The 26609-nt window shown below is 67.6% G+C and carries 28 protein-coding genes and 2 tRNA genes; 5 read left to right on the forward strand and 25 right to left on the reverse strand.

What is annotated here, in order from left to right; translation table 11 throughout:
• Positions 1-5 precede the first annotated feature (5 nt).
• The 3 genes from tsaE to IXW21_RS12595 are packed head-to-tail and all read right to left on the reverse strand — an operon-like array spanning position 6 to position 1962.
• Entirely contained in the window at positions 6-503 is a 498-nt protein-coding gene (gene tsaE, locus IXW21_RS12585; RefSeq protein WP_194764600.1) for a tRNA (adenosine(37)-N6)-threonylcarbamoyltransferase complex ATPase subunit type 1 TsaE, read from the reverse strand.
• Positions 500-1606, reverse strand: coding sequence for an alanine racemase (gene alr / locus IXW21_RS12590; RefSeq protein WP_194764601.1), 1107 nt, complete (start codon positions 1604-1606; stop codon positions 500-502). The genes tsaE and alr overlap by 4 nt, the downstream gene beginning before the upstream one ends.
• Complete coding sequence (locus tag IXW21_RS12595; protein WP_194764602.1) at positions 1603-1962, reverse strand: holo-ACP synthase; 360 nt, start codon at positions 1960-1962, stop codon at positions 1603-1605. The genes alr and IXW21_RS12595 overlap by 4 nt, the downstream gene beginning before the upstream one ends.
• A 449-nt stretch (positions 1963-2411) precedes the next feature.
• Between IXW21_RS12595 and IXW21_RS12600 the strand changes: the two genes are divergently transcribed.
• Entirely contained in the window at positions 2412-3242 is an 831-nt protein-coding gene (locus IXW21_RS12600; protein ID WP_194764603.1) for a DUF559 domain-containing protein, read from the forward strand.
• Between the two features lie 322 nt (positions 3243-3564).
• Here IXW21_RS12600 and glmS read toward each other — a convergent pair whose 3' ends face one another.
• Both glmS and coaA read right to left on the reverse strand, forming a co-directional pair.
• A complete protein-coding gene (gene glmS / locus IXW21_RS12605) occupies positions 3565-5412 on the reverse strand; it encodes a glutamine--fructose-6-phosphate transaminase (isomerizing) (protein ID WP_194764604.1) in 1848 nt (615 codons plus the stop codon).
• Positions 5413-5465: 53 nt separating this feature from the next.
• A complete protein-coding gene (coaA, locus tag IXW21_RS12610) occupies positions 5466-6410 on the reverse strand; it encodes a type I pantothenate kinase (RefSeq protein ID WP_194764605.1) in 945 nt (314 codons plus the stop codon).
• 36 nt (positions 6411-6446) lie between these two features.
• On the opposite strand from coaA, the gene IXW21_RS12615 reads away from it, so the two are divergent.
• Positions 6447-7385 (forward strand): Ppx/GppA phosphatase family protein, encoded by a 939-nt coding sequence (locus IXW21_RS12615; RefSeq protein WP_194764606.1) that lies wholly within the window; start codon positions 6447-6449, stop codon positions 7383-7385.
• A 129-nt stretch (positions 7386-7514) separates the two neighbouring features.
• Here the strand turns inward: IXW21_RS12615 and glmM are convergent, their stop codons facing one another.
• From glmM to IXW21_RS12660, 9 genes are all read right to left on the reverse strand, one after another.
• A complete protein-coding gene (gene glmM, locus IXW21_RS12620) occupies positions 7515-8873 on the reverse strand; it encodes a phosphoglucosamine mutase (protein ID WP_194764607.1) in 1359 nt (452 codons plus the stop codon).
• A 14-nt stretch (positions 8874-8887) separates the two neighbouring features.
• A complete protein-coding gene (rpsI, locus tag IXW21_RS12625; RefSeq protein WP_194764608.1) occupies positions 8888-9373 on the reverse strand; it encodes a 30S ribosomal protein S9 in 486 nt (161 codons plus the stop codon).
• A 27-nt stretch (positions 9374-9400) separates the two neighbouring features.
• Entirely contained in the window at positions 9401-9847 is a 447-nt protein-coding gene (rplM, locus tag IXW21_RS12630; protein WP_167946044.1) for a 50S ribosomal protein L13, read from the reverse strand.
• A 177-nt stretch (positions 9848-10024) separates the two neighbouring features.
• Complete coding sequence (locus IXW21_RS12635; protein WP_194764609.1) at positions 10025-10693, reverse strand: endonuclease/exonuclease/phosphatase family protein; 669 nt, start codon at positions 10691-10693, stop codon at positions 10025-10027.
• 112 nt (positions 10694-10805) lie between these two features.
• Positions 10806-11699 (reverse strand): hypothetical protein, encoded by an 894-nt coding sequence (locus IXW21_RS12640; RefSeq protein WP_194764610.1) that lies wholly within the window; start codon positions 11697-11699, stop codon positions 10806-10808.
• Between the two features lie 13 nt (positions 11700-11712).
• On the reverse strand, positions 11713-12978 hold the full coding sequence (locus IXW21_RS12645; RefSeq protein ID WP_194764611.1) for a hypothetical protein: 1266 nt from the start codon (positions 12976-12978) through the stop codon (positions 11713-11715).
• Positions 12975-13823 carry a tRNA pseudouridine(38-40) synthase TruA gene (gene truA / locus IXW21_RS12650; RefSeq protein ID WP_194764612.1) on the reverse strand — a complete coding sequence of 283 codons (849 nt, stop codon included), beginning with the start codon at positions 13821-13823 and terminating at the stop codon, positions 12975-12977. The genes IXW21_RS12645 and truA overlap by 4 nt, the downstream gene beginning before the upstream one ends.
• 41 nt (positions 13824-13864) lie before the next feature.
• Entirely contained in the window at positions 13865-15406 is a 1542-nt protein-coding gene (locus tag IXW21_RS12655; protein ID WP_194764613.1) for an APC family permease, read from the reverse strand.
• A gap of 100 nt (positions 15407-15506) precedes the next feature.
• Positions 15507-15872, reverse strand: a complete 366-nt coding sequence (locus tag IXW21_RS12660; protein ID WP_194764614.1) for a winged helix-turn-helix transcriptional regulator — start codon at positions 15870-15872, stop codon at positions 15507-15509.
• A 94-nt stretch (positions 15873-15966) separates the two neighbouring features.
• Here IXW21_RS12660 and IXW21_RS12665 point away from each other — a divergent pair, with 94 nt between their 5' ends.
• Positions 15967-16812 carry an SDR family oxidoreductase gene (locus tag IXW21_RS12665; protein WP_194764615.1) on the forward strand — a complete coding sequence of 282 codons (846 nt, stop codon included), beginning with the start codon at positions 15967-15969 and terminating at the stop codon, positions 16810-16812.
• Between the two features lie 71 nt (positions 16813-16883).
• Here the strand turns inward: IXW21_RS12665 and IXW21_RS12670 are convergent, their stop codons facing one another.
• The 3 genes from IXW21_RS12670 to IXW21_RS12680 are packed head-to-tail and all read right to left on the reverse strand — an operon-like array spanning position 16884 to position 18411.
• Positions 16884-17228, reverse strand: a complete 345-nt coding sequence (locus IXW21_RS12670; protein ID WP_194764616.1) for a hypothetical protein — start codon at positions 17226-17228, stop codon at positions 16884-16886.
• The gene (locus tag IXW21_RS12675) at positions 17225-17848 is read right to left on the reverse strand and encodes an Asp23/Gls24 family envelope stress response protein (protein ID WP_194764617.1); all 624 of its coding nucleotides are present in this window, start codon (positions 17846-17848) and stop codon (positions 17225-17227) included. The genes IXW21_RS12670 and IXW21_RS12675 overlap by 4 nt, the downstream gene beginning before the upstream one ends.
• Entirely contained in the window at positions 17845-18411 is a 567-nt protein-coding gene (locus IXW21_RS12680) for an RNA polymerase sigma factor (protein ID WP_194764618.1), read from the reverse strand. The genes IXW21_RS12675 and IXW21_RS12680 overlap by 4 nt, the downstream gene beginning before the upstream one ends.
• A gap of 564 nt (positions 18412-18975) precedes the next feature.
• On the opposite strand from IXW21_RS12680, the gene IXW21_RS12685 reads away from it, so the two are divergent.
• Positions 18976-19599, forward strand: a complete 624-nt coding sequence (locus IXW21_RS12685) for a TetR/AcrR family transcriptional regulator (RefSeq protein ID WP_194764619.1) — start codon at positions 18976-18978, stop codon at positions 19597-19599.
• Positions 19600-21285, forward strand: a complete 1686-nt coding sequence (locus IXW21_RS12690) for an MDR family MFS transporter (protein ID WP_228528496.1) — start codon at positions 19600-19602, stop codon at positions 21283-21285.
• Between the two features lie 58 nt (positions 21286-21343).
• Here the strand turns inward: IXW21_RS12690 and IXW21_RS12695 are convergent, their stop codons facing one another.
• The 8 genes from IXW21_RS12695 to IXW21_RS12725 form a co-directional block, all read right to left on the reverse strand.
• Positions 21344-21517, reverse strand: coding sequence for a hypothetical protein (locus tag IXW21_RS12695; protein WP_194764620.1), 174 nt, complete (start codon positions 21515-21517; stop codon positions 21344-21346).
• A 156-nt stretch (positions 21518-21673) separates the two neighbouring features.
• Positions 21674-21747, reverse strand: a tRNA-Met gene (locus IXW21_RS12700).
• Positions 21748-21781: 34 nt separating this feature from the next.
• A tRNA-Thr gene (locus IXW21_RS12705) sits at positions 21782-21853 on the reverse strand.
• 68 nt (positions 21854-21921) lie between these two features.
• Entirely contained in the window at positions 21922-23235 is a 1314-nt protein-coding gene (locus IXW21_RS12710) for a peptidoglycan DD-metalloendopeptidase family protein (protein WP_194764621.1), read from the reverse strand.
• 122 nt (positions 23236-23357) lie between these two features.
• Entirely contained in the window at positions 23358-24152 is a 795-nt protein-coding gene (locus tag IXW21_RS18270; RefSeq protein WP_323742242.1) for an inositol monophosphatase family protein, read from the reverse strand.
• The gene (locus IXW21_RS18275; RefSeq protein WP_228528497.1) at positions 24149-25135 is read right to left on the reverse strand and encodes a hypothetical protein; all 987 of its coding nucleotides are present in this window, start codon (positions 25133-25135) and stop codon (positions 24149-24151) included. Before IXW21_RS18275 ends, IXW21_RS18270 begins: the two co-directional genes overlap by 4 nt.
• 133 nt (positions 25136-25268) lie before the next feature.
• Positions 25269-26066 (reverse strand): enoyl-CoA hydratase/isomerase family protein, encoded by a 798-nt coding sequence (locus IXW21_RS12720; RefSeq protein ID WP_194764622.1) that lies wholly within the window; start codon positions 26064-26066, stop codon positions 25269-25271.
• A 36-nt stretch (positions 26067-26102) separates the two neighbouring features.
• Positions 26103-26603, reverse strand: a complete 501-nt coding sequence (locus IXW21_RS12725; protein WP_194764623.1) for an FBP domain-containing protein — start codon at positions 26601-26603, stop codon at positions 26103-26105.
• Between the last annotated feature and the right edge of the window lie 6 nt (positions 26604-26609).

Here is a 26609-nt window from a genome sequence, read left to right on the forward strand (position 1 = left end):
GGGGTTCACCCCGTGTTCGCCGAGCGTCCCTCTGCGGTGATGGTCACGTGACGCGGAGCATCCGCATCGAGTTCCGACGGGTCGAGGTCGTCGCCCCCGCCCACGGGGCGTTCGAGTTCGATGTCCCACCACCGTTCTGCGAGGTCCTCAGCCATGCCGCGCCCCCACTCGATCACCACGACCGACCGTGCGAGGTCGAGATCGAGATCGTCGAGCTCGGCTCCCGAACCGAGGCGATAGGCGTCCACGTGCACCAGCGGCGCACGACCGACGAGCGAGGGATGAGTCCGAGCGATCACGAAGGTCGGGCTCTGCACCGGGCCGCGCACCCCGAGCCCCTCGGCGAGTCCACGGGTGAACGTGGTCTTCCCCGCCCCCAGCGGACCCGTCAGGATCAGCAGGTCCCCTGCCTCGAGCTGCTCGCCGATACGGAAGCCGAGCTGCTCCATGGCATCCGACGTCTCGATCTCGTGCCTGCCGAGGAATGCGGGATCCACGCTCATGCCGATCTCCGGGGCACTCGTGCGCCGATGCGCGTGACGATCTCGTAGTTGATGGTCGATGCGACGTTCGCCCACTCGGCGGCGGAGGGGACGCCGAGAGTCGGATCCCCGAACAGCACGACCTCGTCGCCGATCGACACCGGGGCGTCGCCCACATCGACGACGAACTGGTCCATCGCGATGCGGCCGACATTCGTGTGGCGGCGGCCGGCGATCGAGACGGGCAGTCTGCCCGAGGCCTGACGCGGAACCCCGTCGGCGTAGCCGAAGGGCACCAGCACGAGCGTGGTGTCGTGCGGAGTCCGGTGGTCGTAGCCGTACGAGATGCCGGCGCCGGCGGGCACCCGACGCACTGCGGCGACCGCGCCGCGCAGCGTCATGGCAGGTCGCAGGCCGAGCTCTGCCGACGAGCGGTCGTCGAACGGCGAGAGACCGTAGATCCCCACGCCGATGCGGACCGCATCCAGGCGCATCTCGGGTAGGTCGATGGCGGCGGCGGTGGCGGCGATGTGACGGATCTCGGGGTGGATGCCGAAGGACGCCGCCAGAGCGACGCCCTCTTCGAACCTCGCGAGCGCCTCTCGGTCGTCCTGCGGCGAGGTGTTCGAGAGGTGGCTGAACAGTCCGATGATGCGCAGGCGTCCGATGCGCTCGAGCCGGGCGGCCTCGGCGAGCACGCGCCGCCAGTCGGCCGGAGAGATGCCGTTGCGTGACAGCCCGGTCTCGAACTTGAGGTGCACGCCGACCGGACGATCGACGGTCGCAGCGGCGCCCGCGGCCTCGAGCTGGTCGAATGACGAGATGCCGACCTCGATGTCGTTCTCTGCGGCCCGTTCGAATCTCTCACCGGGCGCGTGCAGCCACGCGAGGATCGGCGCCGTGATGCCCTGGCGGCGCAGTTCGAGCGCCTCGGGGATCTCCGCGACGCCGAGGCGCGTGGCGCCCCCTGCGAGAGCCGCGACGGCGGCCGCAGCGGCGCCGTGCCCGTAGGCGTTCGCCTTCACCACCGCGATGACCTGCACTCCGGTCAGGCGTCGGAAGTGGCGGACGTTGTCACTGATGGCGTCGAGGTCGATGCGCGCCTCGCGGAACGGAACGGTCACAGCGGCTCTCCTTCGGCGACGACGAATGCGGCGGCGAGCCCCGCGTCGTGGGTGAGGGTCAGGTGCAGGCGGGAGATCCCTCGCTCGGCGACGACCTCGGATGTGGTTCCCGAGAGCACGAAATGGGGGCGGCCCGATGCTTCCGAGGCGATCTCGATCTCGATCCAATGCACGCCGTCCGAGCCGCCGAGCGTCTTGATCAGCGCTTCTTTCGCGGCGTAGCGCGCGGCGAGCGACGCAAGCCGCAGCCCCCGCTCCCCCGGCGCGAAGAGACGCTCCAGAAGACGCGGCGTGCGCTCGAGGGTCCGCTCGAACCGCGGGATGTCCACGAGGTCGATGCCGGTCCCGATGATCACCAGTTCAGCCTAGTCGCGGCATCCGTCCCTTCTACCCGTGCCCGGGACCCTCGCCCCGGCCCTTGCCCTTGCCCTTGCCCTTGCCCCTTGCCCTTGCCCCTTGCCCTTGCCCCTTGCCCTTGACCTTGCCCAGGAGCCCTGTTGCCGGGCGGCCCGCATGGCTGATGCTTCCCCGCTTGGCTGCCCATCCGCCCCCACTCGCCCCGCCAGGCGGGGGATCATCAGCCAGCCGAGCGCGGGGGTCTTCTCCTCAGTCGTCATCCCCCGGACGATTGGCTGACCGTTCCCCGCCTGGCTGTCTCTTCGTCCGCGCGGCAGCCGCCCATCGGGGAATCTTCAGCCATCCTGCCCGTACGACTCCTCCTGCACGGCCCGGCTGCGAGGTGATCGATCCACACTCACTGGAATATCCCCTCAGTCGATGCACACGAACAGGAGAGGATCGGCGGATGCCCACGCCACTGGCCCTCGTCGAACTGCACGGCGGAATCACCCGCGGATCGCTGCTCGCGCCGTTCGGATGCACGCGCAAGGACCTGTCGACCGCGGTCCGTCGCGGTGAACTGATCAGGATACGCGCCGGAGTCTTCGCGACGCCGTCGTGCGCGTCGGAGGTCTGCACGGCTGCTCTCCACGGAGGCGCGTTGACCTGCGCCGGAGCGCTGAGACTGCACGGCGTCTGGGTTCTCGAAGACGACGCGCACCCGCATGTCTGGTTGGGCCACGCCGGTCGCACGCATCCACATCCCGACTGCGTCTGCATCGAGCACTATCGCTCAGGAGTGATGCGAGTGGGGCTGGCTCCGGTCGAGGCGGCGCTGGTGCACTCGTTCGGCTGTCACGGTGACGAGTTCTTCTTCGCCGCGTTCGAGTCCGCGTGGGCGCAACGTCTGATCGGAGCAGCCGCACGGCGTCGCATCCGCGCGGCCCTTCCTGCGGGCGCTCGATGGCTGGTCGACATCGCACGCCACGATGCGGACAGCGGCCTCGAGTCGATCCTCCGGCTTCGGTTGCATCTCCTCGGCATCCACGTCCTGACGCAGGTCCTCATCGAAGGGGTCGGCAGGGTCGACTTCGTCCTCGAAGGGCGCCTCATCCTCGAGGCAGACGGCAAGGGCAACCATGACGGCCCGTCAGCACGTCATCGCGACCTGGGGCGGGATGCCGCAGCATCGCGACTCGGGTTCGAGACGCTCCGCTTCGACTACGCCATGATCATCCACGACTGGAACGAGGTGATCGCCGCCATCGTGGGCGCTTTGGGGCGCGCGAAGCTCTGAACCGGATGGCTGATCGTTGCCCGCATGGCTGACGCAGGTCGGCACTCGCGTCAGCCATGCGGGAATCAGTCAGCCAATCGGTGGGACCCGGCCCGTCGGCAGGACCTAGCCAATCGGTGGACCCAGCCAGTCGGCGGGACCCAGCCGGTCGGCGGGACCCAGCCAGTCGGCGGGACCCAGCCAATCGGTGGGACCCAGCCAATCGGTGGGACTCAGCCAATCGGTGGGACCCAGCCCGTCGGCGGCACCCCGCCGGTCGGCAGGACCCAGCCGGTCGGCGGCACGCCGCCGGTCGGCGGCACCCCGCCGGTCGGCGGGAGCCTTACTCGACCGTGACGGACTTCGCGAGGTTGCGAGGCTGGTCGACGTCGAGTCCCTTGGCGGTGGCGAGAGCCATCGCGAAGATCTGCAGCGGCACCACCGTGAGGAGTGGCTCGAACATCGCTCCGGCGAGCGGGATGCGGATGACCTCGTCGGCGAACGGCAGCACGGCGGCGTCGCCCTCTTCGGCGACCACGATCACTCGGGCACCGCGGGCGCGGATCTCCTGGATGTTCGAGACGACCTTCGAGTGCACGAGTGCCGAGTGACGCGGCGAAGGCACGAGCACGAAGACCGGCTGTCCAGGCTCGATCAGGGCGATCGGCCCGTGCTTGAGCTCACCGGCGGCGAAGCCTTCGGCATGGATGTACGAGATCTCCTTGAGCTTGAGCGCGCCCTCGAGCGCGATCGGGAAGCCGACGTGGCGACCGAGGAACAGCACCGAGCGGGTGTCGGCCATCCAACCGGCCAGCTGCGTGACGTGCTCCTGCTCGCTCTCGAGCACCTTGGCGATCTTCTCCGGCAGCGCCGAGAGCTCGGCGACGTCGACGGAGGCGTCGGCGACAGAACCGCGGACGCGGCCCATGTGCAGACCGAGAAGCAGCAGCGCGGTGATCTGCGCCGAGAACGCCTTGGTCGAGGCCACGGCGACCTCTGGTCCGGCGTGCGTGTAGACGACGGCATCCGACTCGCGCGGGATCGTGGCCCCCTGCGTGTTGCAGATCGAGAGAGTGCGCGCCCCGCGCTCGCGGGCGTACTTGACGGCCATCAGGGTGTCCATGGTCTCGCCCGACTGGCTGATCGAGACGACCAGCGTGTCGGCGCCGATCACGGGGTCGCGATAGCGGAACTCGTGCGCGAGCTCCACGTCGACCGGGATGCGCGCCCACTGCTCGATCGCGTACTTGCCGACGAGGGCCGAGTACGCGGCCGTACCGCAGGCGGTGATGATGATCCTGTTGATGCCGAGGAAGAGCTCGTCCAGACCGTCGAGCTCGGGGATCACGACCTGATCGCCCTGGATCCGACCGCGCAGGGTGTTGGCGACCGCCTCGGGCTGCTCGGCGACCTCCTTGGCCATGAAGCTGGACCATCCGCCCTTCTCGGCGGCTCCGGCGTCCCACGAGACCTCGAACGGCTCGGCTTCGACCGGCGTGCCCGCGAAGTCGGTGACGGTCACAGCGTCGGGGGTGATCGAGACGATCTGGTCCTGTCCGATGGCGAGCGCCTTGCGCGTGTGCTCGACGAAGGCCGCGACGTCGGAGCCGAGGAAGTTCTCGCCCTCACCGAGTCCGATCACGAGCGGCGAGTTGCGGCGAGCACCGACGACGAGTCCCGGGTGGTCCTGGTGCAGCGCGAGGAGCGTGAAAGCACCTTCGAGGCGGTTGACCACGTTGCGGAAGGCGAGCTGCAGATCTCCTCCGTTGTCGCGGTACTCGCGACCGAGGAGCGCCGCAGCGACCTCGGTGTCGGTCTCGCTGCGGAACACGACGCCCTCGGCGAGCAGCTCGTCGCGCAACGCCGAGAAGTTCTCGATGATCCCGTTGTGGATCAGCGCCAGCCTGTCGTCGTCGGCCAGATGGGGGTGGGCGTTGACATCGGTCGGCCCGCCGTGAGTCGCCCAGCGCGTGTGCCCGATGCCGGTATTGCCGTCGGCGAGCGCCGAATCGGCGAGCGAGTCGCGCAGCGCGGCGAGCTTGCCGGCCTTCTTGCGCATCCCCAGCGAGCCCTCGCCGTCGATGACGGCGACACCCGCGGAGTCGTAGCCGCGATACTCGAGACGAGCGAGGCCCGCGAGCAGGATGTCCTGGCTGGGCCGAGGGCCCACGTATCCGACGATTCCACACATGTCGACAAGAGTAAGCGCGGATATTTGCGAAGGTTCCGAACGAATCCGTCGCCTCAGAGTTTGCGCAGCAGCACGCTCTCGACGCTGTGGTCGATGCCCTTGTTGAGCACCAGGCGGGCACGGTGCTTGGTCGGCATCACGTTCTCGACGAGGTTCGGCATGTTGATCTCGTTCCAATAGCCGAGCGCGGTCGTGATCGCCTCCTCATCGGTGAGGTGGGCGAAGACGTTGAAGTACGACCACGGGTTGGAGAACGCTCCCTCCCGGAGCGCGAGGAACCGATCGACGTACCACTTCTCGATGAGCGCGGTGTCGGCGTCGACGAAGATCGAGAAGTCGAAGAGGTCGCTCACGGCGACGTCGTTGGGTGCTGGCGGCGGCTGCAGGACGTTGAGCCCCTCGACGATCACGACATCGGGACGGCGCACCACCACGTGCGCATCCGGGACGATGTCGTACCGCATGTGCGAGTAGAACGGCGCCCGCACCTCGGCGGCCCCGCTCTTGACTTCGGTCAGGAACTCGATGAGGGCGCGGCGGTCGTAGGACTCCGGGAACCCCTTGCGGTCCATGAGTCCGCGTCGCTCGAGCTCGGCGTTGGAGTGCAGGAAGCCGTCTGTCGTGACGAGCTCGACCCGGGGGGTGCCGGGCCAGCGGCTCATGAGCTCGCGCAGCAGTCGCGCGATCGTGGACTTGCCCACCGCGACGGATCCCGCCACGCCCACCACGAACGGAGTGGTCGTGTCGTCCTCCTGCAGGAACGAGCTCGTCGCTGCGCCGAGACGCTTCGTGGCCGTGGCATAGAGGCTGAGCAGCCGGCTCAGCGGCAGGTAGACCTCGCGCACCTCGGTGAGGTCGAGACGATCTCCGATGCCCCGAAGCTCGACGACCTCGGTCTCGGTGAGCGGCTGATCGAGTCCCGCGGCGAGCCGCGCCCATTCATCACGGCCGATCTCCCGGTACGGCGACAGGGGCAGCGTGGAGTCGGCGGTGGTCACGGATACATCGTAACGGGGCGGCGGTAGTGTCTATCCGTGCGCCTCGGAGTTCTCGACATCGGTTCCAACACCGTCCACATGCTCGCCGCCGACGTCCGCCCCGGCGGTCGCCCTCTGGCGACGACGAGTGACCGCAGCGTCCTGCGGCTGATGCGCTATCTCACCGACGACGGATCGATCTCCGAAGAGGGCGTGCGCGCTCTCGAGGCCGCCGTCGCGCAGGCCCGTCGCGTCGCGGAGGAGGAGCGGGTCGATGCGCTGCTCGCGACGGCGACCAGCGCGGTGCGTGATGCCAGGAACGGCGCCGAGGTCATCGCGCGCATCGAGGCCGCACTCGGCCAGCCTTTGCAGGTGCTCGACGGCGAGACCGAAGCCCAGCTCACCTTCCTCGCCGTACGCCGCTGGTTCGGGTGGTCAGCCGGCCAGCTGCTGCTCCTCGACATCGGCGGCGGATCGCTCGAGATCGCCGCGGGCGGCGACGAGCTCCCGGATGCTGCGGCTTCCGTCCCTCTGGGCGCCGGCCGGATGACCGTGCAGTTCCTTCCGAACGATCCTCCCGGCGAAGACGACGTGGACCGTCTGCGAGCGCACGCGACGTCCACCCTCGCCGACGTCCTGCCGCGGTTCGGGGATCTGCCCCGACCCGATCACGTCGTCGGGTCGTCGAAGGCCATCCGCTCTCTCGCACGACTGGCGGGCTATCCGATGCCCGGCTGGTCGGGCATTCAGCGCATGGTGCTGCCGCGTGAGACTCTCGGATCGTGGATCCCCCGCCTCGCCCGCATCCCGGCATCCGCTCGCCAGGAACTGCCGGGCATCACCGCCGACCGCACGTTCCAGATCGTCGCGGCCGCCGTCTCGCTGCACACGGCCATGACCGCCCTGAAGGTCGACGAGCTCGAGGTCTCGCCGTGGGCGCTGCGCGAGGGAGTGCTGCTCCGCTACATCGAGCAGCTCGGACAGCCGCAGGGCTGATCCCGCAGGAGCGAGCGCCGGTGGCGCGCGCCGCCGCCGATGACGCAGAAGGCTCCCGTCACCGCCCTGCTCTCCAGCGACAGTGCGCGGGGAGAGGAGGACGGCAGACGGGAGCGTTCAGGAACGGCGTCAGAGGGCGAGGCGCTCGCGCACCACGTCGACCAGACGGTCGGCGTAGGTCTGCACGGAATCGGCATCCGCCGCTTCGACCATCACCCGCACGAGCGGCTCGGTGCCGGACTTGCGCAGCAGCACGCGACCGGTGTCGCCGAGCTCAGCTTCGACGGCACGCACCGCATCCTGCACGACAGGATCGGCGTCGACCGCATCCTTGTCGACGTCGCGGACGTTGATGAGCACCTGCGGGTACACGGTCATGACACTCGCGAGCTCGGCGATCGTCTTGTTCTGACGAGCCATCTCGGCGACGAGGTGCAAGCCCGTGAGCAGCCCGTCCCCCGTCGTCGCGTACTCGCTCATGATCACGTGACCGGATTGCTCGCCGCCGAGGGCGTAGCCGCCCTCGTTCATGTCCTCGAGCACATAGCGATCGCCGACGGCGGTCTGCCGCACGGTGATCCCCTGCTCGCGCATCGCGACGTGCAGGCCGAGGTTGCTCATGACGGTGGCGACGAGTGTGTCGTCGGTGAGGTGTCCGCGCTCTTTCATCGAGACCGCGAGGATCGCCATGATCTGGTCGCCGTCGATGACGTTGCCCTGAGCGTCGACCGCGAGGCAGCGATCGGCGTCGCCGTCGTGCGCGATGCCGATGTCGGCGCCGAGACGCACGACCGCCTCGGCCAGGTTGTCGAGGTGCGTCGAACCGACGCCGTCATTGATGTTCCATCCGTCGGGCTCGGCACCGATCACGGTCACATCGGCCCCCGCATCACGGAAGGTCTCGGGAGACACGCCGGATGCCGCGCCGTGGGCGCAGTCGAGCACGACCTTGATGCCGTTGAGACGGTTGGGCAGCGATCCGAGCAGATGCACGACGTAGCGGTCCTCTGCATCGGAGAACCGGATGATCCGGCCCACTCCTGCACCGGTCGGGCGCAGCTTCTCCCCCGCCATCGCCTCTTCGATGCGCTGCTCGACGATGTCGGGAAGCTTGACCCCGCCGCGTGCGAAGATCTTGATCCCGTTGTCGGGCGCCGCGTTGTGCGAGGCCGAGATCATGACGCCGAAGTCGGCATCACGGTCGGCGACGAGGAAGGCGAGTGCCGGAGTCGGGATGACCCCTGCCTCGAGCACGTCGACTCCCGACGATGCCAGACCGGCCGAGACGGCAGCGGTGAGGAAATGGCCGGAGACGCGCGGGTCTCGTGCCACGACTGCGGTGAGTCTCTTGCCCTCGGCCTTGCGAGCCTCCGCAGTACGGCCCTGGCCCAGGACGACAGCAGTCGCCTGGGCCAGGGTGAGCGCCAGGTCGGCGGTGAGGATGCCGTTGGCAAGTCCTCGCACGCCGTCCGTGCCAAAGATCGGCATCGGAGCAGTGGACCTTAACGCTTGGAGTACTGAGGCGCCTTGCGGGCCTTCTTGAGTCCAGCCTTCTTGCGCTCCTTGACGCGAGCGTCACGGGAGAGGAAGCCGGCCTTCTTCAGGGTCGCGCGGTTGTTCTCCTCGTCGATGCCGTTGAGCGAACGAGCGATTCCGAGACGCAGCGCGCCGGCCTGACCCGAGGGGCCACCACCGGAGATGCGCGCGATGACGTCGTAGCCACCCGCGAGGTTCAGGATGGTGAACGGGTCGTTGATCAGCTGCTGGTGCAGCTTGTTCGGGAAGTAGTCCTCGAGCGTGCGGCCGTTGACCGTGATCGTTCCCGAGCCGGGGACGAGACGCACGCGGGCGATGGCCTGCTTGCGACGGCCGACAGCGGCACCCGGAACGCTCAGCACGGGGCGGGGAGCCGCCTCGACTGCTTCGGTCTCGGGAGTCGACGTCGAGAAGTTCTGGAGGTTTTCGGTGGTGTCCTGGATGTCAGCCACGAGTATGTCCTTTAAGTCTTACGGCGCTTACTGGGCGACCTGGTCGAGGGTGTACGTCTGCGGCTGCTGCGCGGCGTGCGGGTGCTCGGCACCGACGTACACCTTGAGCTTCGACAGCTGCTGACGGCCCAGGCTGTTCTTGGGGAGCATGCCACGGATGGCCTTCTCGACAGCGCGGACGGGGTTCTTCTCGAGGAGCTCGGCGTAGGTGACCGACTTCAGGCCGCCCGGGTAACCCGAGTGGCGGTAAGCCAGCTTCTTCTGGAGCTTCTGACCCGTGAGCGCGACCTTGTCGGCGTTCACGATGATGACGAAGTCACCCGAGTCGATGTGGTTGGCGAAGGTGGGCTTGTGCTTGCCACGCAGGAGCGTAGCGGCGTGCGAAGCCAGGCGGCCGAGAACGACGTCAGTGGCGTCGATGACGACCCAGTCACGCTGGACCTCGCCGGCCTTCGGGGTGTAAGTGCGCGTCACGATAGTGCTGCTTTCTTGTTCGAACGGAGAAGTTCGTGAATCCCACTCCGGGGTGGTTCTTCCCTACAGGGATGAACACGCCAGTGGAGGGCTCACGTTCGTGGCACTCGGCAGTCGAGTACCAAAGAGACAGCTTACGTCATGCAGGGCACGAACCCCAAACCGGACGGATGCCCCTCAGTCGAAGCGCGTCGTCACCAGGATCGGGCGATGATCGCTCAAGCCCTGCGGGAGGGTCGTCACCCGCTGGATCTCGAAGCCGACCGAGGTCGCGAAGTCGTAGTGTCCGCGGAACACCCGGTACCGCGTGTAGGTGTGATCGTCGCTCATGGTGAGGGCGTAGCCGTGCTCACGGACCGTCTTGCCGAGGTTCTCCTTGAAGACCGGGTAGTTGTAGTCCCCCACCATCAGCTGGGGCAGCCCTTCGCCGAGGGTCGCGAGCTCGGTGAGCGCGGCGCGGATCTGATGCCGCCGCAGCGAGTTGAGCGCGGTCAGCGGCGCGGCATGGAACGAGGCGGCGATGAAATCCCGACCCGTGTCGATGTCACGCAGGCGCGCGCCGAGCACACGCTCGTGTGCGGGTTTGGCGATGCGATCGTGCAGCGACTTCTTCAGTCCGATAGTGCGGACATCCTGCAGATGGAACTCGCTCTCCCGGTAGAACAGGGCGAGGCCGAGGCGGTTCCCCTGGGTCGCGTCGGCGAGCACGAGGTCGCTGACGCGGTCGGGCAGATCGGCGACATCGCATTCCTGCAGGCACAGGATGTCGGGATCGTGCGCGTCGACGAGTGCCGCGAGCTCGCTCGCGGCACGATGCTTCTGGAGGTTGTAGGAGATGACCTTCATCGGACCTCACGCTAGTCCGTTCGCCTTGGATTCCGGTGTCAAACGCCCGTCACCTCGGTGAACGGTAGCCCTCTCGCCTCGGTCAGCCGCTCCGCGCGCGGCTGAAGCCGACTCACTCGTCGTATCCCCAGCGGATCCCCAGGATGCCGGGGCCGAAGCCGTGCCGCACGAGATGCACCGCCCCGTTGCGAACCGTTCGCAGCGCCGAGACGTACTCGTCCTCCGTCTCGAGGTACTCCTCGCACCAGCTCGGCGGGGCGTCGGGATGGAAGCGCACCCAGATCAGACTCTCTTTCGCCGGCCGTGACGTGGCATGCCACGCGGACTGGCGTGGTGGATAGCCGGGCGGAAAGGTCTCGGTGAACTCGAACAGGGTCGTGCTCCCCGCGGTGATCGGCTCGTCGAGCGCGATCACGACCCCCGACACCAGCCGGCCCGGATGCAGGTGCTCGCGATCGATCCGTCCACCCACGACATCCGAGATCGTCGACATCACATCGGTCTCGTCGGGCGCGACGTCGATCAGCGGGAGCTCGCGGATCGTGCCCTTCGTCGCCTGCACGAGCGAGCGCATCACGATCCTCTCGACCGCTCCGTCCCGTCCGACGAAGACCGTCATGTGCGTCGAGAGGTCACGCAGAGAATCCTGCGGCGCCGCGCGCAGTGCGGCGAGCGTCTCCTCGGTCTCGCGCTGTTCGCGCTCCTCATCGAACGGCAGCCGCGGCGGCGCCACCGTTCCGAGTCGGCTCGACGGGAGGAGCAGCCTGCTCAGATGGCCGTGTTCCAGACCGAGGCGATCCTCGATGCCGTCCACGACGCTGAGCGACTGCGGCCCCTCCGGTTGACGGTCGCCCGATCGCCAGTAGCTCAGCGTCGCCATCGAGACCGGATTGCCGTCGTCTTTCAGCTGACTCTGCAGTCGTGCGAGCGTGATTCCCCGCTCGGAGATCGCAGCGCGCAGCGCCACGGCGAAGGCCGCCCCGCCCTCTCTCGTACGATCCGTCACAGTGCCTCCGTCATCACTGCGCCTTCAGGGTTCCCTCGACGTCCGGATCTCCGGGGAACATCGTGTCGCGCACCCTCTGCCGCTCGCGTCGACTGCGTGGCGCGTCGGTCCACCCGACCAGCAGTCCGAGGATGAGCAGCGCCACTGCGGCTCCGAGCACGACCTGCGTGTCCATGGCAGCCCAGTCCGCCCAGATCGCCCCCACTCCGAAGACGATGCCCGCCGCCCCCAGAGCCGACAGCCCCAGCTGTAGACGCACCATCGCCCGATTGCCCGTGAGCAGAGGCTGAATGAGGCCGGTGTCGACGCGACGGGGGTCGCCGTCCGCCACCCAGCGCGCAAGCGCGATCTCACGGGAGAACTGCAACACGAGTCCGGCGATCCACGCGATGAGACCGAGCGCTGCGCACAGCGCGATGGCCGCCCCGCTTCCGAGACTCAGCACGTCGATACCGTTCTCGATCGGCTCATCCCAGTACACCGGATCGCAGGTGCGGCACTGCTGACGCATGAACACCGACAGCATGAAGGCGCCCAGCGAGACGATGAGCGCGGTCACGAGGACACCGGCCACGCGGCGAATGCTGCGCGCGCTCGGTGTGACGAGCCATGACGGCACGACGGCGGGCGCCGCCACGTCGCGACGCTCGGCATCCGCAGCGTTCGCGCGGGGCACTGCGTGCGTCCATCGCGCCTCGAGCCCCGCCATGACCGCCGCATCACGCTCGCTCATGCGGGAGCCGAGTCCCTGCACCAGCACCGCGGCGACAGCGAGCACGACGAACACGGCGAGCGCGATCCAGTTCACCGGGTCGTCGCGAAGGTCCTCGGTGAAGAACACCGCGAGAGCCCAGATGCCTCCGAGACCCGCGAAGCACCAGAACATCACGGTGCCGGTCTTCTGCAGGTGCGCGGCGGGAGCCGACCTCAACTCGGCCCTCAGTGAGCTCTGCGCCACGCCCTCGGGGGTGTCGCGAGCACTCGCCTCCACCGCTCGGAGCGCAGCGTATCGTTCGGCGACGACGACGAACGGGACGGTGAGTCCGAGCACGGCGCCGACCAGCAGGATGACACCCATGCTCGCCCGGAACAGCGGATCGAGATCGACCTGCCAGTAGAGGGAGGACAGCGCCTCCTCTCCCACGATGCCGATCACGAGGATCGCGGCGAAGGCGAAGACCGTGCCGACGATCGCTCCGACGCAGGTGTCGAGGAGCGCCCGCCAGAACGACCACGCCGGGGAGGACACCTCGACGAACGACGCGTCCCGTGGGGTCATGCGCTCGTGCCGTCCCGTCGGGCTCGTGTCTGCTCGGCGCGGGTCGACAGAAGATCGTCGGCCGGATAGCCCACCTCGATCAGGGTGAGCCCGCGCGCGGCGAGCACCTTGAACTCGCTCGTGCGAGTCAGGGCGTCGCGCAGCACGACCAGATCGTCGATGCCGAGGCGCCCCTCGCCCACTGCCGCGCACGCGCCGACCAGCGCGCGCACCATGCTGTGGCAGAAGGCGTCGGCCTTCACCTCCGCGACCAGCACACCCTCGGCGTCGCGTGTCCAGCGGTAGTCGAGCAGCGTCCGGATCGTCGTGGCCTCTTCACGCGGTTTGCAGTAGGCGGCGAAGTCGTGGAGCCCGATGAGCGTCCGAGCGGCCGCATCCATCGCCTGCTCGTCGAGGACTCCCCGGTGGCTCGTGGTGTCGTGGCGCCGCACCGGGTCATAGCCCGTCGACTCGTCCGCCAGACGATAGCGGTAGCGTCGCCAGACGGCCGAGAACCGCGCATCGAATCCGTCGGGTGCGATCGACGACCGGGTCACGGTCGCGTCGGGATAGGCGCCGAGCACCCCGCGCATGCGCCGCGCGATCGATGCAGCGGGGTCGTGCGGAGCCCGCCCGTTGCGCGACTCGATCCGCGCCCACTGCTCGTCGTCGAGATCGACATGCGCGACCTGCCCTGCGGCATGCACTCCTGCATCCGTGCGTCCGGCGACGACGAACTGCACATCCGAGCCGACGATGCGGGCGAGCGCATCTTCGAGCGTCCCCTGCACGGTCCGCAGGGTGGGCTGCTTGGCCCACCCTCGGAAGTGGGTGCCGTCGTAGGCGATGTCGAGCCGGATGCGCACGGATAAAGCCTAGGGCGTCACCGCGCGCAGTCCGAGCCCGATCAGATGCCGCCGTCGATCGAGCGGATGAACTCGCCCGGCTCGTCGGGAACCATCACCTGCGTGTCGCGGTTGAGGCTTTCGCCGCGGAAGAACCGCTTCGACCGCGGGAACAGATACCAGAGGAACATCAGCACGAGGCCGAACGCCAGCGAGCCGATGCCGATCACGAACGTGCCGCCGATGCCGAAGAGCACCGTGTAGCCGTAGTCGACATCCCACATGTCGATCGCCGACTGCACGAACGCGCCCGTCAGCATGAGGCCGCCGAGCAGCGGGAAGAGACCCTTGAAGAAGAAGTCCCGTGCCGAGGTCGTGAGGTCCTTGCGGAAGTACCAGACGCACGCGAAGCCCGTGATGGCGTAGTAGAACGCGATCGCCAGACCGAGCGACAGGATCGAGTCCTGCAGGATGTTGTCGCTGATCAGCGTCATGCCGACGTAGTAGGCGGAGGCGACGACGCCCATGACGATCGTCGAGAACGACGGCGTCTTGTACGTGGGGTGCACGTCCTTGAACTTGGCGGGAAGAGCGCGGTAGACGCCCATCGCGAGCGTGCCGCGGGCGGTCGGGAGGATCGTCGTCTGCGTCGAGGAGACGGCCGAGATGATCACGGCGACGACCAGCACCCATCCGAACGGACCGAGCAGGCCGTCTTTGATGGCGAGGAAGAAGTCGTCCGCGTTGGCCTCGTTGCCGAGCCCGGTTCCGGTGTCACCGAGTCCGGCGTACATCATGGCCGCGATCGTGACGCCCACGTAGGTGAACAGGAGGATGACCGTGGTGAGCAGAGCCGCACGACCGGGGATCCGCTTCGGATCCTTGGTCTCCTCATTCAGGGCGAGGCACGTGTCCCAGCCCCAGTAGATGAACAGCGCGAGCAGGATCGACTCGGTGAAACCCGACCAGGAGGTGAACCCGAACGGGTTGAGCCATTCCACGTCGAAGGGTGTCGGATTCGGCGCGGTGCCGCCGAAGAACTGCCAGAGGGCGGCGACCACGAAAATCGCCAGAGCCAGATACTGGATGCCGAGCAGGATGTTCTGGATGCGCTCGCCGATCTCCACGCCGCGCCAGCTGACCCACGTCATCGAGGCGATGAACAGAACTGCGACCAGGATGATGCGCCAGTCGTTGTTCTCGAGGTCGAAGCCGATCAGCGACCAGAAGTACACCGAGGCGATCTGGGCGAGGTTCGCGAGGACGACCATGCCGGCGACCGCGACTCCCCACCCGCCCATCCAGCCGACCCACGGTCCGAACGCCTTGGTGCCCCACGTGAACGTCGTGCCGCAGTCGGGCACCGCATTGTTCAGCTCGCGGTAGGCGAAGGCGATCAGGAGCATCGGCACGAACGCGATGATGAACGCGATCGGAGCCTGGGCGCCGACCGCCAGCACCACGAACCCGAGCGTCGCGACCAGCGAGTACACGGGAGCGGTGGATGCGAGCCCGATGACCGTGGATCCCCACAGCCCCAGCGAACCCGTTGCGAGCCCCTTGCCGTCGGGGCGTTCCAGATGGATCGGCGTCGTAGCTGACATGTTCAGAACATAGGGCTACTGCGGTTATCGCGTCAATCCTTTTCTTTCCACAACGGAATTCGTGGAGACAACCGCAACTCGACGACGGATTTCGTCGGAGTCAATCCCGGCCGATCATCCCGTCCGCATGATCGGCCACCCACTCGACGAGCGGCAGCATCCGCGCCATCAGATCGCGCCCGAGCGGGGTCAGACTGTACTCGACGTGCGGCGGCACGGACGGGAAGGACTCCCGGCGCACGAGACCGTCGTCGGCGAGGGTGCGCAGCGTCGATGCCAGCATCTTCTCGCTGATGCCGCCGACCTCTCGACGCAGCTCACCCCAGCGGCGGGTGCCGTCGGAGAGCGACGACAGGACGAGCACTCCCCATTTGCTCATCACGTGGTCGAGGACCACCCTGGTGCTGCATCCGGGCTCGAAGATCTGCGGCGTCGACTCCCGGATCTGCGCATAACTAACCGTCATGTAGGTACCTTACGTCAAAGTGGGTACCGATGGATCGGAATGTAGACGAGGCAGTGGACGGTTGTGGCTCATGTCACCTACGAAAGGACACCTCATGACCATCCTCGTCACCGGCGCGACCGGCAACCTCGGACGCCTCGTCATCGCCAGCCTGCTCGAGCGCGGCGCGGACCCGCAGTCGATCGTCGCCGGCGCCCGCGACGTCGCGAAGGCACAGGACCTCGGCGTGCGGGTCGCTCACCTCGACTACTCCGACCCGTCGTCGATCAGCACGGCGCTCGACGGCGTCGACTCCGTTCTGCTGATCTCCGGCTCCGAGGTCGGGCAGCGTGTCGCCCAGCACCAGGCAGTGATCGACGCCGCGAAGGCCGCGGGGGTGTCGAAGTTCGTCTACACCAGCGCACCCAAGGCCACCACGAGCGACCTCGTGCTCGCTCCCGAGCACAAGGCGACGGAGGAGCTGATCCAGGCGTCCGGACTGCCCGCGGTGATCCTGCGCAACAATTGGTACACCGAGAACTATGCCGCCGACCTCAGCCGTGGCGCCGAGACGGGCGTACTCGCCTCGGGCGCGGGCGACGGACGCGTCGCGTCCGCCAGCCGCAAGGACTTCGCCGAGGCCGCCGCAGTGGTCCTCCTCGACGAGGGCCACATCGGCGAGGTCTACGAACTCGGCGGCGACGTCGCGTGGAACTACGGCGAGCTGGCCGCAGCGATCGGCGAGGTCTCGGGCCGCGAGGTCGAGTATCACGCCCTGACGTCCGACGAGCAGCTCGCCGCGCTCCAGGCCGCGGGTCTCGATGAGGGAACGGCCGGGTTCGTCGTCGCCCTGGATGCAGGCATCGCGGGCGGGGCGCTCGCCGACAGCGATGGAACGCTCTCCCGCCTCATCGGCCGTCCCACCACTCCCCTGGTCGACGGACTCCGCGCGATCGCCTGATCACGACGACGAGTTCGAGGCGCCGGCTCCCCGAGCGGGGAATCGGCGCCTCGTCCGCGGTCACCCTGGGATCAGGAGGTCTCGCGCGGATGCACGTAGGCGATCGTGAGTCCGATCCGCGTCGCGGTCAGGTTCGCATCGGCCAGCGCCGCCGCGACCGACGCCCGCACGAGCCGGAGCGTCTCGACAGCCGGCGAGGTGTACTCGATGCCGAGCGCACCGTCGACCGTCGTCTCGTCGTCGATCACGGTGACCGCGACGACCGGCTCGGCGCGTGAGACGATCCCCACCGCGGCCGCGCCCGCACCGACGAGATTGGCGATCAGCGAACCGGGCCGGTAGACGCTGCGGACGCCCCGGGTGGCGAGGATCGCGTCTTCGACCTTGCGCGCGATATCGCTGCGGTCCGTGTTCATCGTGTGCCCTTCGTCCAGGTTCCCACCAGCTGGATGTCGCGCACGGCGATGTCGATCGCGACCACATTCAGTTCCGTATGGCGTCTCAGTCGTTCATCGATCTCAGCTCGCAGCCGCTCGACCGCCTGCGGGATGCTCGTCCCGTAGAAGGCGTTGACCTCGATCTCGAGTCGGATCGGCGCATCGATCACCGATACGTCACCACGCAGATGCGTTCCCCCGACGAGCAGCCCGTCGACGGCGTTCTCGGCGGATCGCACGAGACCTCGCACGGCGCCCTCGGTGATCGCGAAGTCGTCGCCGTGCTCGTCGGGGGCGAAGGGGATCCGCCGACCCGCGCGGGCATCCAGAGCGATGCCGTCGAGGATGCGGTCGACCCAGCTGTCGTCGACCTCCGGCATCGCGGCCGCGTCGGCGTCCACCAGCTGTCCACCCAACCCACGCAGCCGCTCGAGAGCGTCGAGGGCGAGCTGGCATCCCGCCGACCCCTCGATCGAAGGATCTTCGGGCTGGCGTCCCGACTCGAGGTAGTCGGTCAGTTCGTCGAGCGTGTGCCCATCGAGGTCGTCAGGCTCGAGCCCGAGCCGTCGAATCTCGCCGGATTCGTATCCGTCCGTCATCGCCAGGCCTCCATTCGAACGATCATGTACTTTCGCGCACGGGCGAGAAGTCCTCGCGCCGTGGACACCGAGATGTCGAGTTCCTGGGCGATCTCATCGTACGAGTAGCCACCCATCTCCCGAAGCACCCAGCATTCGCGCTGTGCGGCGGGCAGCTCCTGTAGGGCGAGGCCGAGAGCCTCGAGCCCGGCGCGAGATTCGACGACCCGGTCGGGCGACGACTGCGCAGGCGCGGACTGCTCGACGTCGTCGATGTCGACGGTCGGCCGCAGCGCACGGATCCGGTCGACCGCCTTCCTGCTCACGATCCGCATGAGCCAGCTCTTGACCTTGGCCGGATCGTCCAGATCCGAGAATCGCTGCCATGCGGTGACGAACGTCTCCTGCACGATGTCGTCGACCTCTGATGAGGCATTCAGCATTCGCTGCGTGTACGCGCGCATCATCGGCGTATACCGACGGACGAGCACCGCGAATGCCGCGACGTCACCGTCCATCGCGCGGCCGGCGACAATCCGATCATCGGCCTGCTCGAGAGCGCTGCGATAGCGTTCCCCACCCATGCGGCCACCCTTTCGTCGTCATCCTTCGAGTGAAGTTCGGAATCGAATCGAGATCGGATCTCTCCGTCTTTCTGCTCGCACGCCATTCCCGCAGGAAAGGAGTCCGCTGGGCAGGGGGTTGCGCTGGGGGCCGTCGTCCCCACGACGTCCCCCAGCTCCGACCCCGTGCCGGCCCGAGTCGTCGTGACGACGACTGACAGACCGGAGGAATGAGCGGGCGAATGCGCCCACTCGGGGCCGGCCGTCGACGCTCACGGCACGGCGCTCCCGTCACGCATCGCCGGTCCGGCGGGCACGAATGCCTGCTGCGGAGGGCGATTCTGGTGAGGGCCAGCGCGACGGTGCTGCCGGCGGAGATCGTCGAGGTCTCTTCACGGCAGACGGCGGGCGTCGAGACTGATGCCTCGCGTGTCATCGTGACCTCCTTCGCACTTGCGTCTGCCATCGGCACGCTCACACGGCGGTGACACCACTAAGACGTGGGCCACGGAGAAAATGTCACAGATTCATCGAGAAAAGATCTTCACAGTGCACTCCTATGTTCAGAGTGCAATATTGCACTTCATGAGCGAGAGTGCAGATTCGCTGCGAGATCAGCGCAAGCGCGAGACGTCGCGCGCCCTGACCGACGTCGCCCGGCGCCTGACGTCCGAGCACGGGTTCGCGGGCTTCACCGTCGAAGAACTCTGTGCTGACGTCGGCGTCTCGCGACGGACCTTCTTCAACTACTTCGAGAGCAAGGAGAACGCGGTCTTCGGCTTCGCCGTGATCGACTCCCGGCAGCACGCTCTCGAAGAGGAGTTCGTGGCCGGTCGCGGCGATCTGCTCGACGACTTCGTCCGACTGACCTTGGCTCGATTCGAGCTGTTCAACCCGCTCGATGACGCTCCCGCGGTGTTCGCGATCATCGAGCAGGAACCCCGACTCATCAAGGCCGCGTTCGAGCAGATCGCCAAGAACGAGCGGCGCGACATGGAGCTCATCGTCCGACGGACGGGCACGGGCGCCGACACCGATGCCGACGAGCAGCTGCGCGCCGAGGTGCTCGTCCAGTCGGTGAGTGCCCTCGTGCGCCTGAGCATGGACCAGCTGCTGCACCACCACTCCGCAGAATCCTTCAGCGACCTCGTCAGCCGTCGGCTCGCGGTCGCTCGCACCATGTACGCACAATCACAGAAAGCCGACTGAATGTCCGCCACAGCCACCAAGGATGCGCCCTTCCTGCTCACGAAGCGGCGCATCTGGATCATCTTCAGCGCCCTGATCGCGGGCATGCTGCTCTCGAGTCTCGACCAGACGATCGTCTCGACCGCCATGCCGACGATCGTCGGCCAGCTCGGCGGCGTCGACCACCAGGTGTGGATCACCACCGCCTATCTGCTGGCGACCACGATCGTCATGCCGATCTACGGCAAGTTCGGTGACGTCCTCGGTCGCCGCAACCTGTTCCTCGTCGCGATCGCCCTCTTCACCCTCGCCTCGGTCGGATGCGCCTTCGCCACCGACTTCTGGATGTTCGTCACCTTCCGCGCTCTGCAGGGCCTCGGCGGCGGCGGCCTGATGATCCTGTCGCAGGCGATCATCGCGGACATCGTTCCCGCCAACGAGCGCGGCAAGTACATGGGTCCGCTCGGCGCCGTCTTCGGTCTGTCCGCCGTGGCCGGCCCGCTCCTCGGCGGCTTCTTCGTCGATCACATGACGTGGCAGTGGGCGTTCTACATCAACATCCCGGTGGGGATCGCGGCGTTCATCATCGCGCTCGTCGCACTCAAGCTGCCGAGCAAGAAGGCAGAGAAGCCGATCGACATCTTCGGCGTGATCTTCCTCTCCATCGCCACCACGTGCCTGATCTTCTTCACCGACTTCGGCGGCGACAAGGAGTTCGGCTGGGATTCGCTCGCCACCTGGGCGTGGGGCGCAGGGCTCGTCGTCGCGGCGACCGCCTTCGTCATCACCGAGTCGAAGGTGCAGGATCCGATCATCCCGCTGAGCCTGTTCCGCAACCCGATCTTCGTGAACGCGACCGCGATCGGACTCGTGCTCGGCATCGGCATGTTCGCCGCGATCGGCTTCGTCCCGACGTTCCTGCAGATGTCGTCGGGCACCTCGGCTGCGGCCTCCGGTCTGCTCATGATCCCGATGATGGTGGGCCTGATCGGAACCTCGATCTTCTCTGGCATCGCGATCTCGAAGACCGGTAAGTACAAGATCTACCCGATCGTCGGAACGATCCTCACCGGAATCGCGATGGTCGCGATGACCACCCTCTCGGCGACCACACCGATCTGGTTGATCTGCGCCTTCCTGTTCGTCTTCGGCGCGGGACTCGGGCTGATCATGCAGGTCGTCGTCCTGGTCGTGCAGAACGCGGTCCCCGCCGGCGAGATCGGCACCGCCACCAGCACGAACAACTACTTCCGCGAAGTGGGAGCCTCGCTCGGCACCGCCGTATTCGGCACGATCTTCACCACCCGACTCACCGAGAACCTGCTCGGGGTGTTCGCGGACGCAGGAGCGTCGCCGGATGCCGCATCGCAGGCCGCATCGACGATCGACCCGGCCACGCTCAACGCGCTTCCCGACGAGGTGCGAGACGGCATCGTCACGGCGTACGCGGATGCTCTCGCGCCGGTGTTCTGGTTCCTGGTGCCGTTCATCGTGCTGGCACTCGTGCTGTCGCTGTTCCTGAAGCAGATCCCGCTCTCGGATCAGGCCGGACTCGTCGCCCGCGGCGAGGCCATCAGCGGCGACGAGGCAGAGCGCCTCGAAGCGGAGATGCGGGGCGACACGCGGGGCGGCGCCACGAACCGATCGCATTCTCCTGCCGGCGAGGCGGGCTCGCCGCACGAGGGCGATACGCCGCTCACCCGCTGACGAAACACATGCGAAAGGGCTCGTTCCTCTTCGCGAGGAACGGGCCCTTTCTGATGCCTCAGGGGAGGTCGGACACGTCGACGGAGTCCTCGTCGGAGCGCTCCGCGGTCTGCTCCTCCCCCGGCGTCGCGTCGTCGGGTTCCGGGGCCGGGTCGTTGGTCACGAAATCCGCGTCGACGCCGATCGCGTCGATCCCTTCGACTCCGTCGGGGGTGCTCTTCTGGTCAGACATGCGTCGCTCCGATCGTCGGGGTGCTGAGGTGACAGTCTGCGCGACCCGCGCCCGGCGCGGGATCCCCTTGACTCTGCGCGGATCTGTTTCGTCTGCGACGCGCGGGGATGCGTCGAGGCACGAAAAACCCCCGGAAGAACCGGGGGTTTCATGCTGTAGCAGGAGCGGGGCTTGAACCCGCGACCTCACGATTATGAGTCGTGCGCTCTGACCAGCTGAGCTACCCTGCCGCACTGTATCCGCATCGCAGATACGAACACTGTGAGCCCCGAGTCAGGATTGAACTGACGACCCCTTCCTTACCATGGAAGTGCTCTGCCACTGAGCTATCGGGGCGTGCTACCCCTCGCGGGGCAACCACACGAGAATACCATCTCCATGGCGTCCTCATGAAATCGAGCCGATCAGTACGAGTACCGACCCGCATTCTCACGCAACCACGGCAGCGGATCGATCGTGCTGCCGTTGACGATCAGCTCGAAGTGCAGGTGCGCACCGTACGAGCGACCGGTGTTGCCGGTGTGCCCCACGATGTCGCCGACCTTGACCGTCTGACCGGCCTTGACCTGCAGCGAGCCGTACTGCATGTGCGAGTAGTGGCTCGTGATGACCTGTCCGTCGATCACGTGATCGATGTACACGGTGACACCGTAGGCGTTGCCCTGCTCGGTCGCGATGCGCACGACGCCGTCGGCGATCGCCTGGATCGGAGCGCCTTCGCCGGGCACGAAGTCGATGCCCTCGTGCAGACGACCCCAGCGCATGCCGTACCCCGAGCTCATGCCGACGCCGACCTTGAACGGCCACTGGATGGCGGCCTCGGTGTCGTTGGTGAAGAGCTCGTTCGAGTAGTTGATGCCCTCTTCGGACGCGACCTGGACGAGCGAGACCGTCGAGAAGCTGTCGGAACGAGCCAGCGACTCGTTCTGCACATCAGACGAGGTGACGAACGCCTGGATCTCGTCGTCGGACGATGCCTTGGACGCGGAACCTGACGCGGCGACCAGCGAGGTCGACGCGAGGGTCTGACCGCCCTGGACGGCAGCGACCGCTTCTGCGGGAAGGGTCATGCCGACGGCGAGGAGTCCGGCGAGGCTCATGACGCCGACGGTCGCTCCGAGCGCGAGGAACCGGCGAGGAGACCGACGCCCCACGGCGACATGAGCCGTGGACGGCGTCGACGGCTCGGATGTCTGGGAGTCGGCGGAAGCTTTCGGCCGGTCGGCGACCGGGGTGCTGCCCGTCGCGACAGAACGGAACGCGCGAGCTGCGGTCTCGAACGCGTCTTCTTCGGCGGTGTCGGGGCGAGCCGAGGCCGAGCCGGCCGACGACGATGCAGAACGGCGCGGAGCCGATGCGAACGCGGCCGGGCCCGGCGCCTGCGGTGCAGACACGGGATCGACGTCGATGGACGCGACGGCCGACTCGGCCTGACCAGCCGGCACGACGGAATCGGCTGCGGAATCGGCTGTCGCAGCGGCGACGGCCGTGGCGGCGACGAAGATCTCTGCCGTGCTCAGACGGTGGCGGGCGGCACGACGCGAAAGCGGGGCGGCGCCGGGGGCTTCGGTGGCAGTGCTGGTGGCGTCGGAGACAGTGTCGATGTCTTCGGAGGTGGTCGCCGTTGCTCCTGCCGCGGAGGCCTCTGAGGCCGCGATGCGGGGACGACTGGATCGGCGTGTGGGCGCAGAGGCAGTCTGGGGATTCTCGAAGGGCAAAACAGATTCTCTCGGGTTAAACGTCAAGCTCGGGGGCGCTTGCGACTCTCATCGATTCGGGCCGGTGAAAGTAACGATCGGATAAACCCTAGCCTGATAGACCTGGGAATGCCATGAATTGATCACGTTTCATCTCCGAGAATATCGCGAAGTCGCGCGTGGACCTCGATCCCGCCTGAGATGAGCATGGGTCTCGTCGACTCGGTGTCGAGTCTGGTGACACGCCCGCCGGCCTCGCTCACGAGCAGAGCTCCCGCTGCGAAGTCCCAGGGCTTGAGGCCCCGCTCGAAGTATCCGTCGAGCCGCCCTGCGGCCACATACGCGAGGTCGAGAGAAGCCGCTCCCGCCCGACGCAGGTCCCGCGCGATCGGCATGATGCTGCGCACCGTGGCGAGGTCACCGTCGTGAGTGGCCGGGTCGTAGCCGAAGCCGGTCGCGAGCAGCGCACCCGCGGGGGTGTCGACCGTGACCGCCAGGCGTCGATCGCCGAGCCATGCGCCCTTCCCCCTGCCCGCGGTGAACAGCTCTCCGGAGGCCGGCGCGTACACGACCCCGGCGAGTGCCTCCCACGCCTCCGGTTCGGCGACGCCCTCGACCGCAGCGATGCCGACGGCGTAGGAGGGGATGCCGTAGGCATAGTTGACCGTGCCGTCGATGGGGTCGACGACCCAGGTGATCCCGGTGGAGCCGGGATCCGCGTCAGACTCCTCACCCAGGAACCCGTCTCCGGGCCGTGCTGCGCGCAGACGCGCACGGATGAGTTCTTCGACTTCGCGATCGGCATCCGTCACGATGTCGGCGATGGACGACTTGGTGGCGGCGAGATGCACGCCCTCTTCACGTCTGGCCCTGGCCAGGTCGCCGGCCTCGCGCGCCACCGTCGCGGCGAGCTCGACCAGCTCGGTCACGACACTCACTGCGGGGGACGCGGCGGAGCCGGCGGGTAGTCGGTGTACGTCGGCGGCGCGGGCGGAGCAGGCGGAGCTTGAGGAGCAGGCGGAGCTTGAGGAGCAGACGGCGCGGCGGGAGCGGGGTGCTGCCCTGTCGGCTGCGCTGCGGGATCGGGCGCGACCGGGAAAGGGATCGCCGGGGGCGAGGACAGTGCGGCCTGATACGGCGGCTGCGGCGTCGACGGTCGGCCCGTGTAATAGGCGTTCCAGTCCGGCGATCCGTCGGGCAGCACCGGCAGCGGCGTGACGGCATCGGCATACGTGGGCCAGGCTTGCACCGCAGGCGCGCTGTGCACGATCGGAGCCTGCTTCTTGGGAGCGAACAGAGCATTGAGCAACGGGATCAGCGTCGTGCCGACGGCGGCGAGGATCGTGAGCGCCACGACGATGCGCCAGTACAGATCGCCGTACTCGAACGTGTGCGGGAACGTCAGGAAGAACACGAGCATCCCCACGAGACCGCCGAGGAACACGATCGTCGCGATGTAGATGATGCGCGTGAACGTGGTCACGTGACGCTGCGCCGCCGGGGTGAACAGACGCACGTGCAGAAGCGCGAGCTGGAGGATTCCCACGACCACCAGCAGCTGGAAGAAGCGTTCCCCCGCGGTGAAGGAGAAGGAGTCCTCCGGAAGCCAGATCTTGACCGCGCCGACCAGCAGCGCGACGATCCAACTCACCATGCTGGCGAGAGACAGCCAGTCCGGACGATTCGGCGCGAGACCCGCTTCGAGGATGGCGATCCCCGCGAACGCGGCGAGCAGGAGGATCGTCAGGAACGCCCTGCCGATGAGTCCGTCCTGATCCCCGATGAGCACCCACACGACGCAGACCAGAGCGGCGGCGATCAGTGCTCCGATGGCGATCCAGATCGCCCCTCGGATCAGGAGGGACAGGTTCTTCTTCTCGACCAGAGCACTCGGCTGCTGGGCGATCTCCGGCTGGGACATCGCGTTCCTCTCGTGAAGCGGCGTTGCGTTCATCCTTGCATGCGAGCATGCCGATGCGGAGTCGTCCACACCCGCTGTGCACACCGCCCCAGGCGTCGATCGTGTCGAGCGATGCGTCAGCGCGGGTCCGCCCTCACCTGCCCGCGCGAGCCGCAGAGGACGCGAACGCTGCGATCCGGGCCTGCGCCTCAGGCGTCTCCAACGACGCGCCGATCGAGCGGGCCTCCTCACTGAGCTGCTCGACGAACGTCCTCTCGGGCTGCGAACGCACGAGACGCTTCGCGTGGCCGTAGGCGTCCGCCGCTCCCGCCAGCCAGAAACGGGCGATCTCCTCGGCCCGTGCCCGCACGGCATCGGCCTCGACGGCCGCGTCCGCTCCGGGGACCGCTTCGGCCACCAGCCCCCACTCGACGGCTTCCTCGGCGGTGAGCAGTCGGTCCTGCAGCACGAGCTGCAGCGCACGACGCTGCCCCACAGCCCGCGCGAGCTGTGCAGAGACAGACAGATCAGGGGTCAGGCCGATGTTCGCGTAGAGACTGCCCAGGCGCGAACGCGACCCGACGACGGCGTAGTCGCTGCTGAGCAGGATTCCGAGACCGCCGCCCGCGGTCGTCCCGTGCGCCGCGGCGACCACCGGCACCGCGGACTCGGTGAGAGAGCGGATGCCGGAGTTGATGACCTCGGCGAGCGCCGTGATCTCGGCTCCGGAGCCCATGGTGGTGGACATGTCGATCACGTCGCCGCCCGCACAGAACGCGGGACCGACCGCATCGATCAGGATCGCCTTGACGTCGGACCGTGACGTCGCCTCGTGGGTGACGTCTCTCCATGCATGTGCGAGTTCGGCGTTGAAGGCGTTGAGACGCGCGGGACGATTGAGCGTGAGTCGCGCCATCCCCTCCTCGACATGGAACAGGATGACATCACTCACGGCTTCTCCTTCGAGCGCAGGGCGTAGTCCTCCAGGCTAGTCGTGATCCTCCGACGCCCACACCCGTCCGACGAACGCCTCCATGCGCCGGCGGGTGCCGTCGAGGCGGAAGTCGACCTGACCGGGCGAGCGGATCTCGTTGGGAGCCAGTGGATGCGCGAGCCGCACGTTCTCGTGGCAGGACAGGTCGGCGCACATGTAGGTGCCGACCGAGTCGCCACGAGCCCCGGCTTCACCGACCCTGCGGGCGCCGAACAGTGCCACCTGATTGCCCGGCTGCATCGTGTGGCAGATGTTGCACATGCCCGACCGGCCGCGGCCCGGGTCGCTCGCCCTGAGCACGACCCCCGAGATGCGACCCTCGTGCTGGATCAGCACGTATCCACGCCGGCCCGCACCCGGGTCACGCCAGGCGAAGAAATCGAGGTAGTCCCAGTCGGTCAGGACGAAATCGTGCGGCATCTCCATGATGCGCAATTCGTCGGCATCCGCGTTGATGAAGGACGCGCGGACCTCCGCTTCGGTGAGAGCTCGCATCTCTCC

This window comes from Microbacterium sp. UFMG61 (genome assembly GCF_015354505.1).
Classification (GTDB): domain Bacteria; phylum Actinomycetota; class Actinomycetes; order Actinomycetales; family Microbacteriaceae; genus Microbacterium.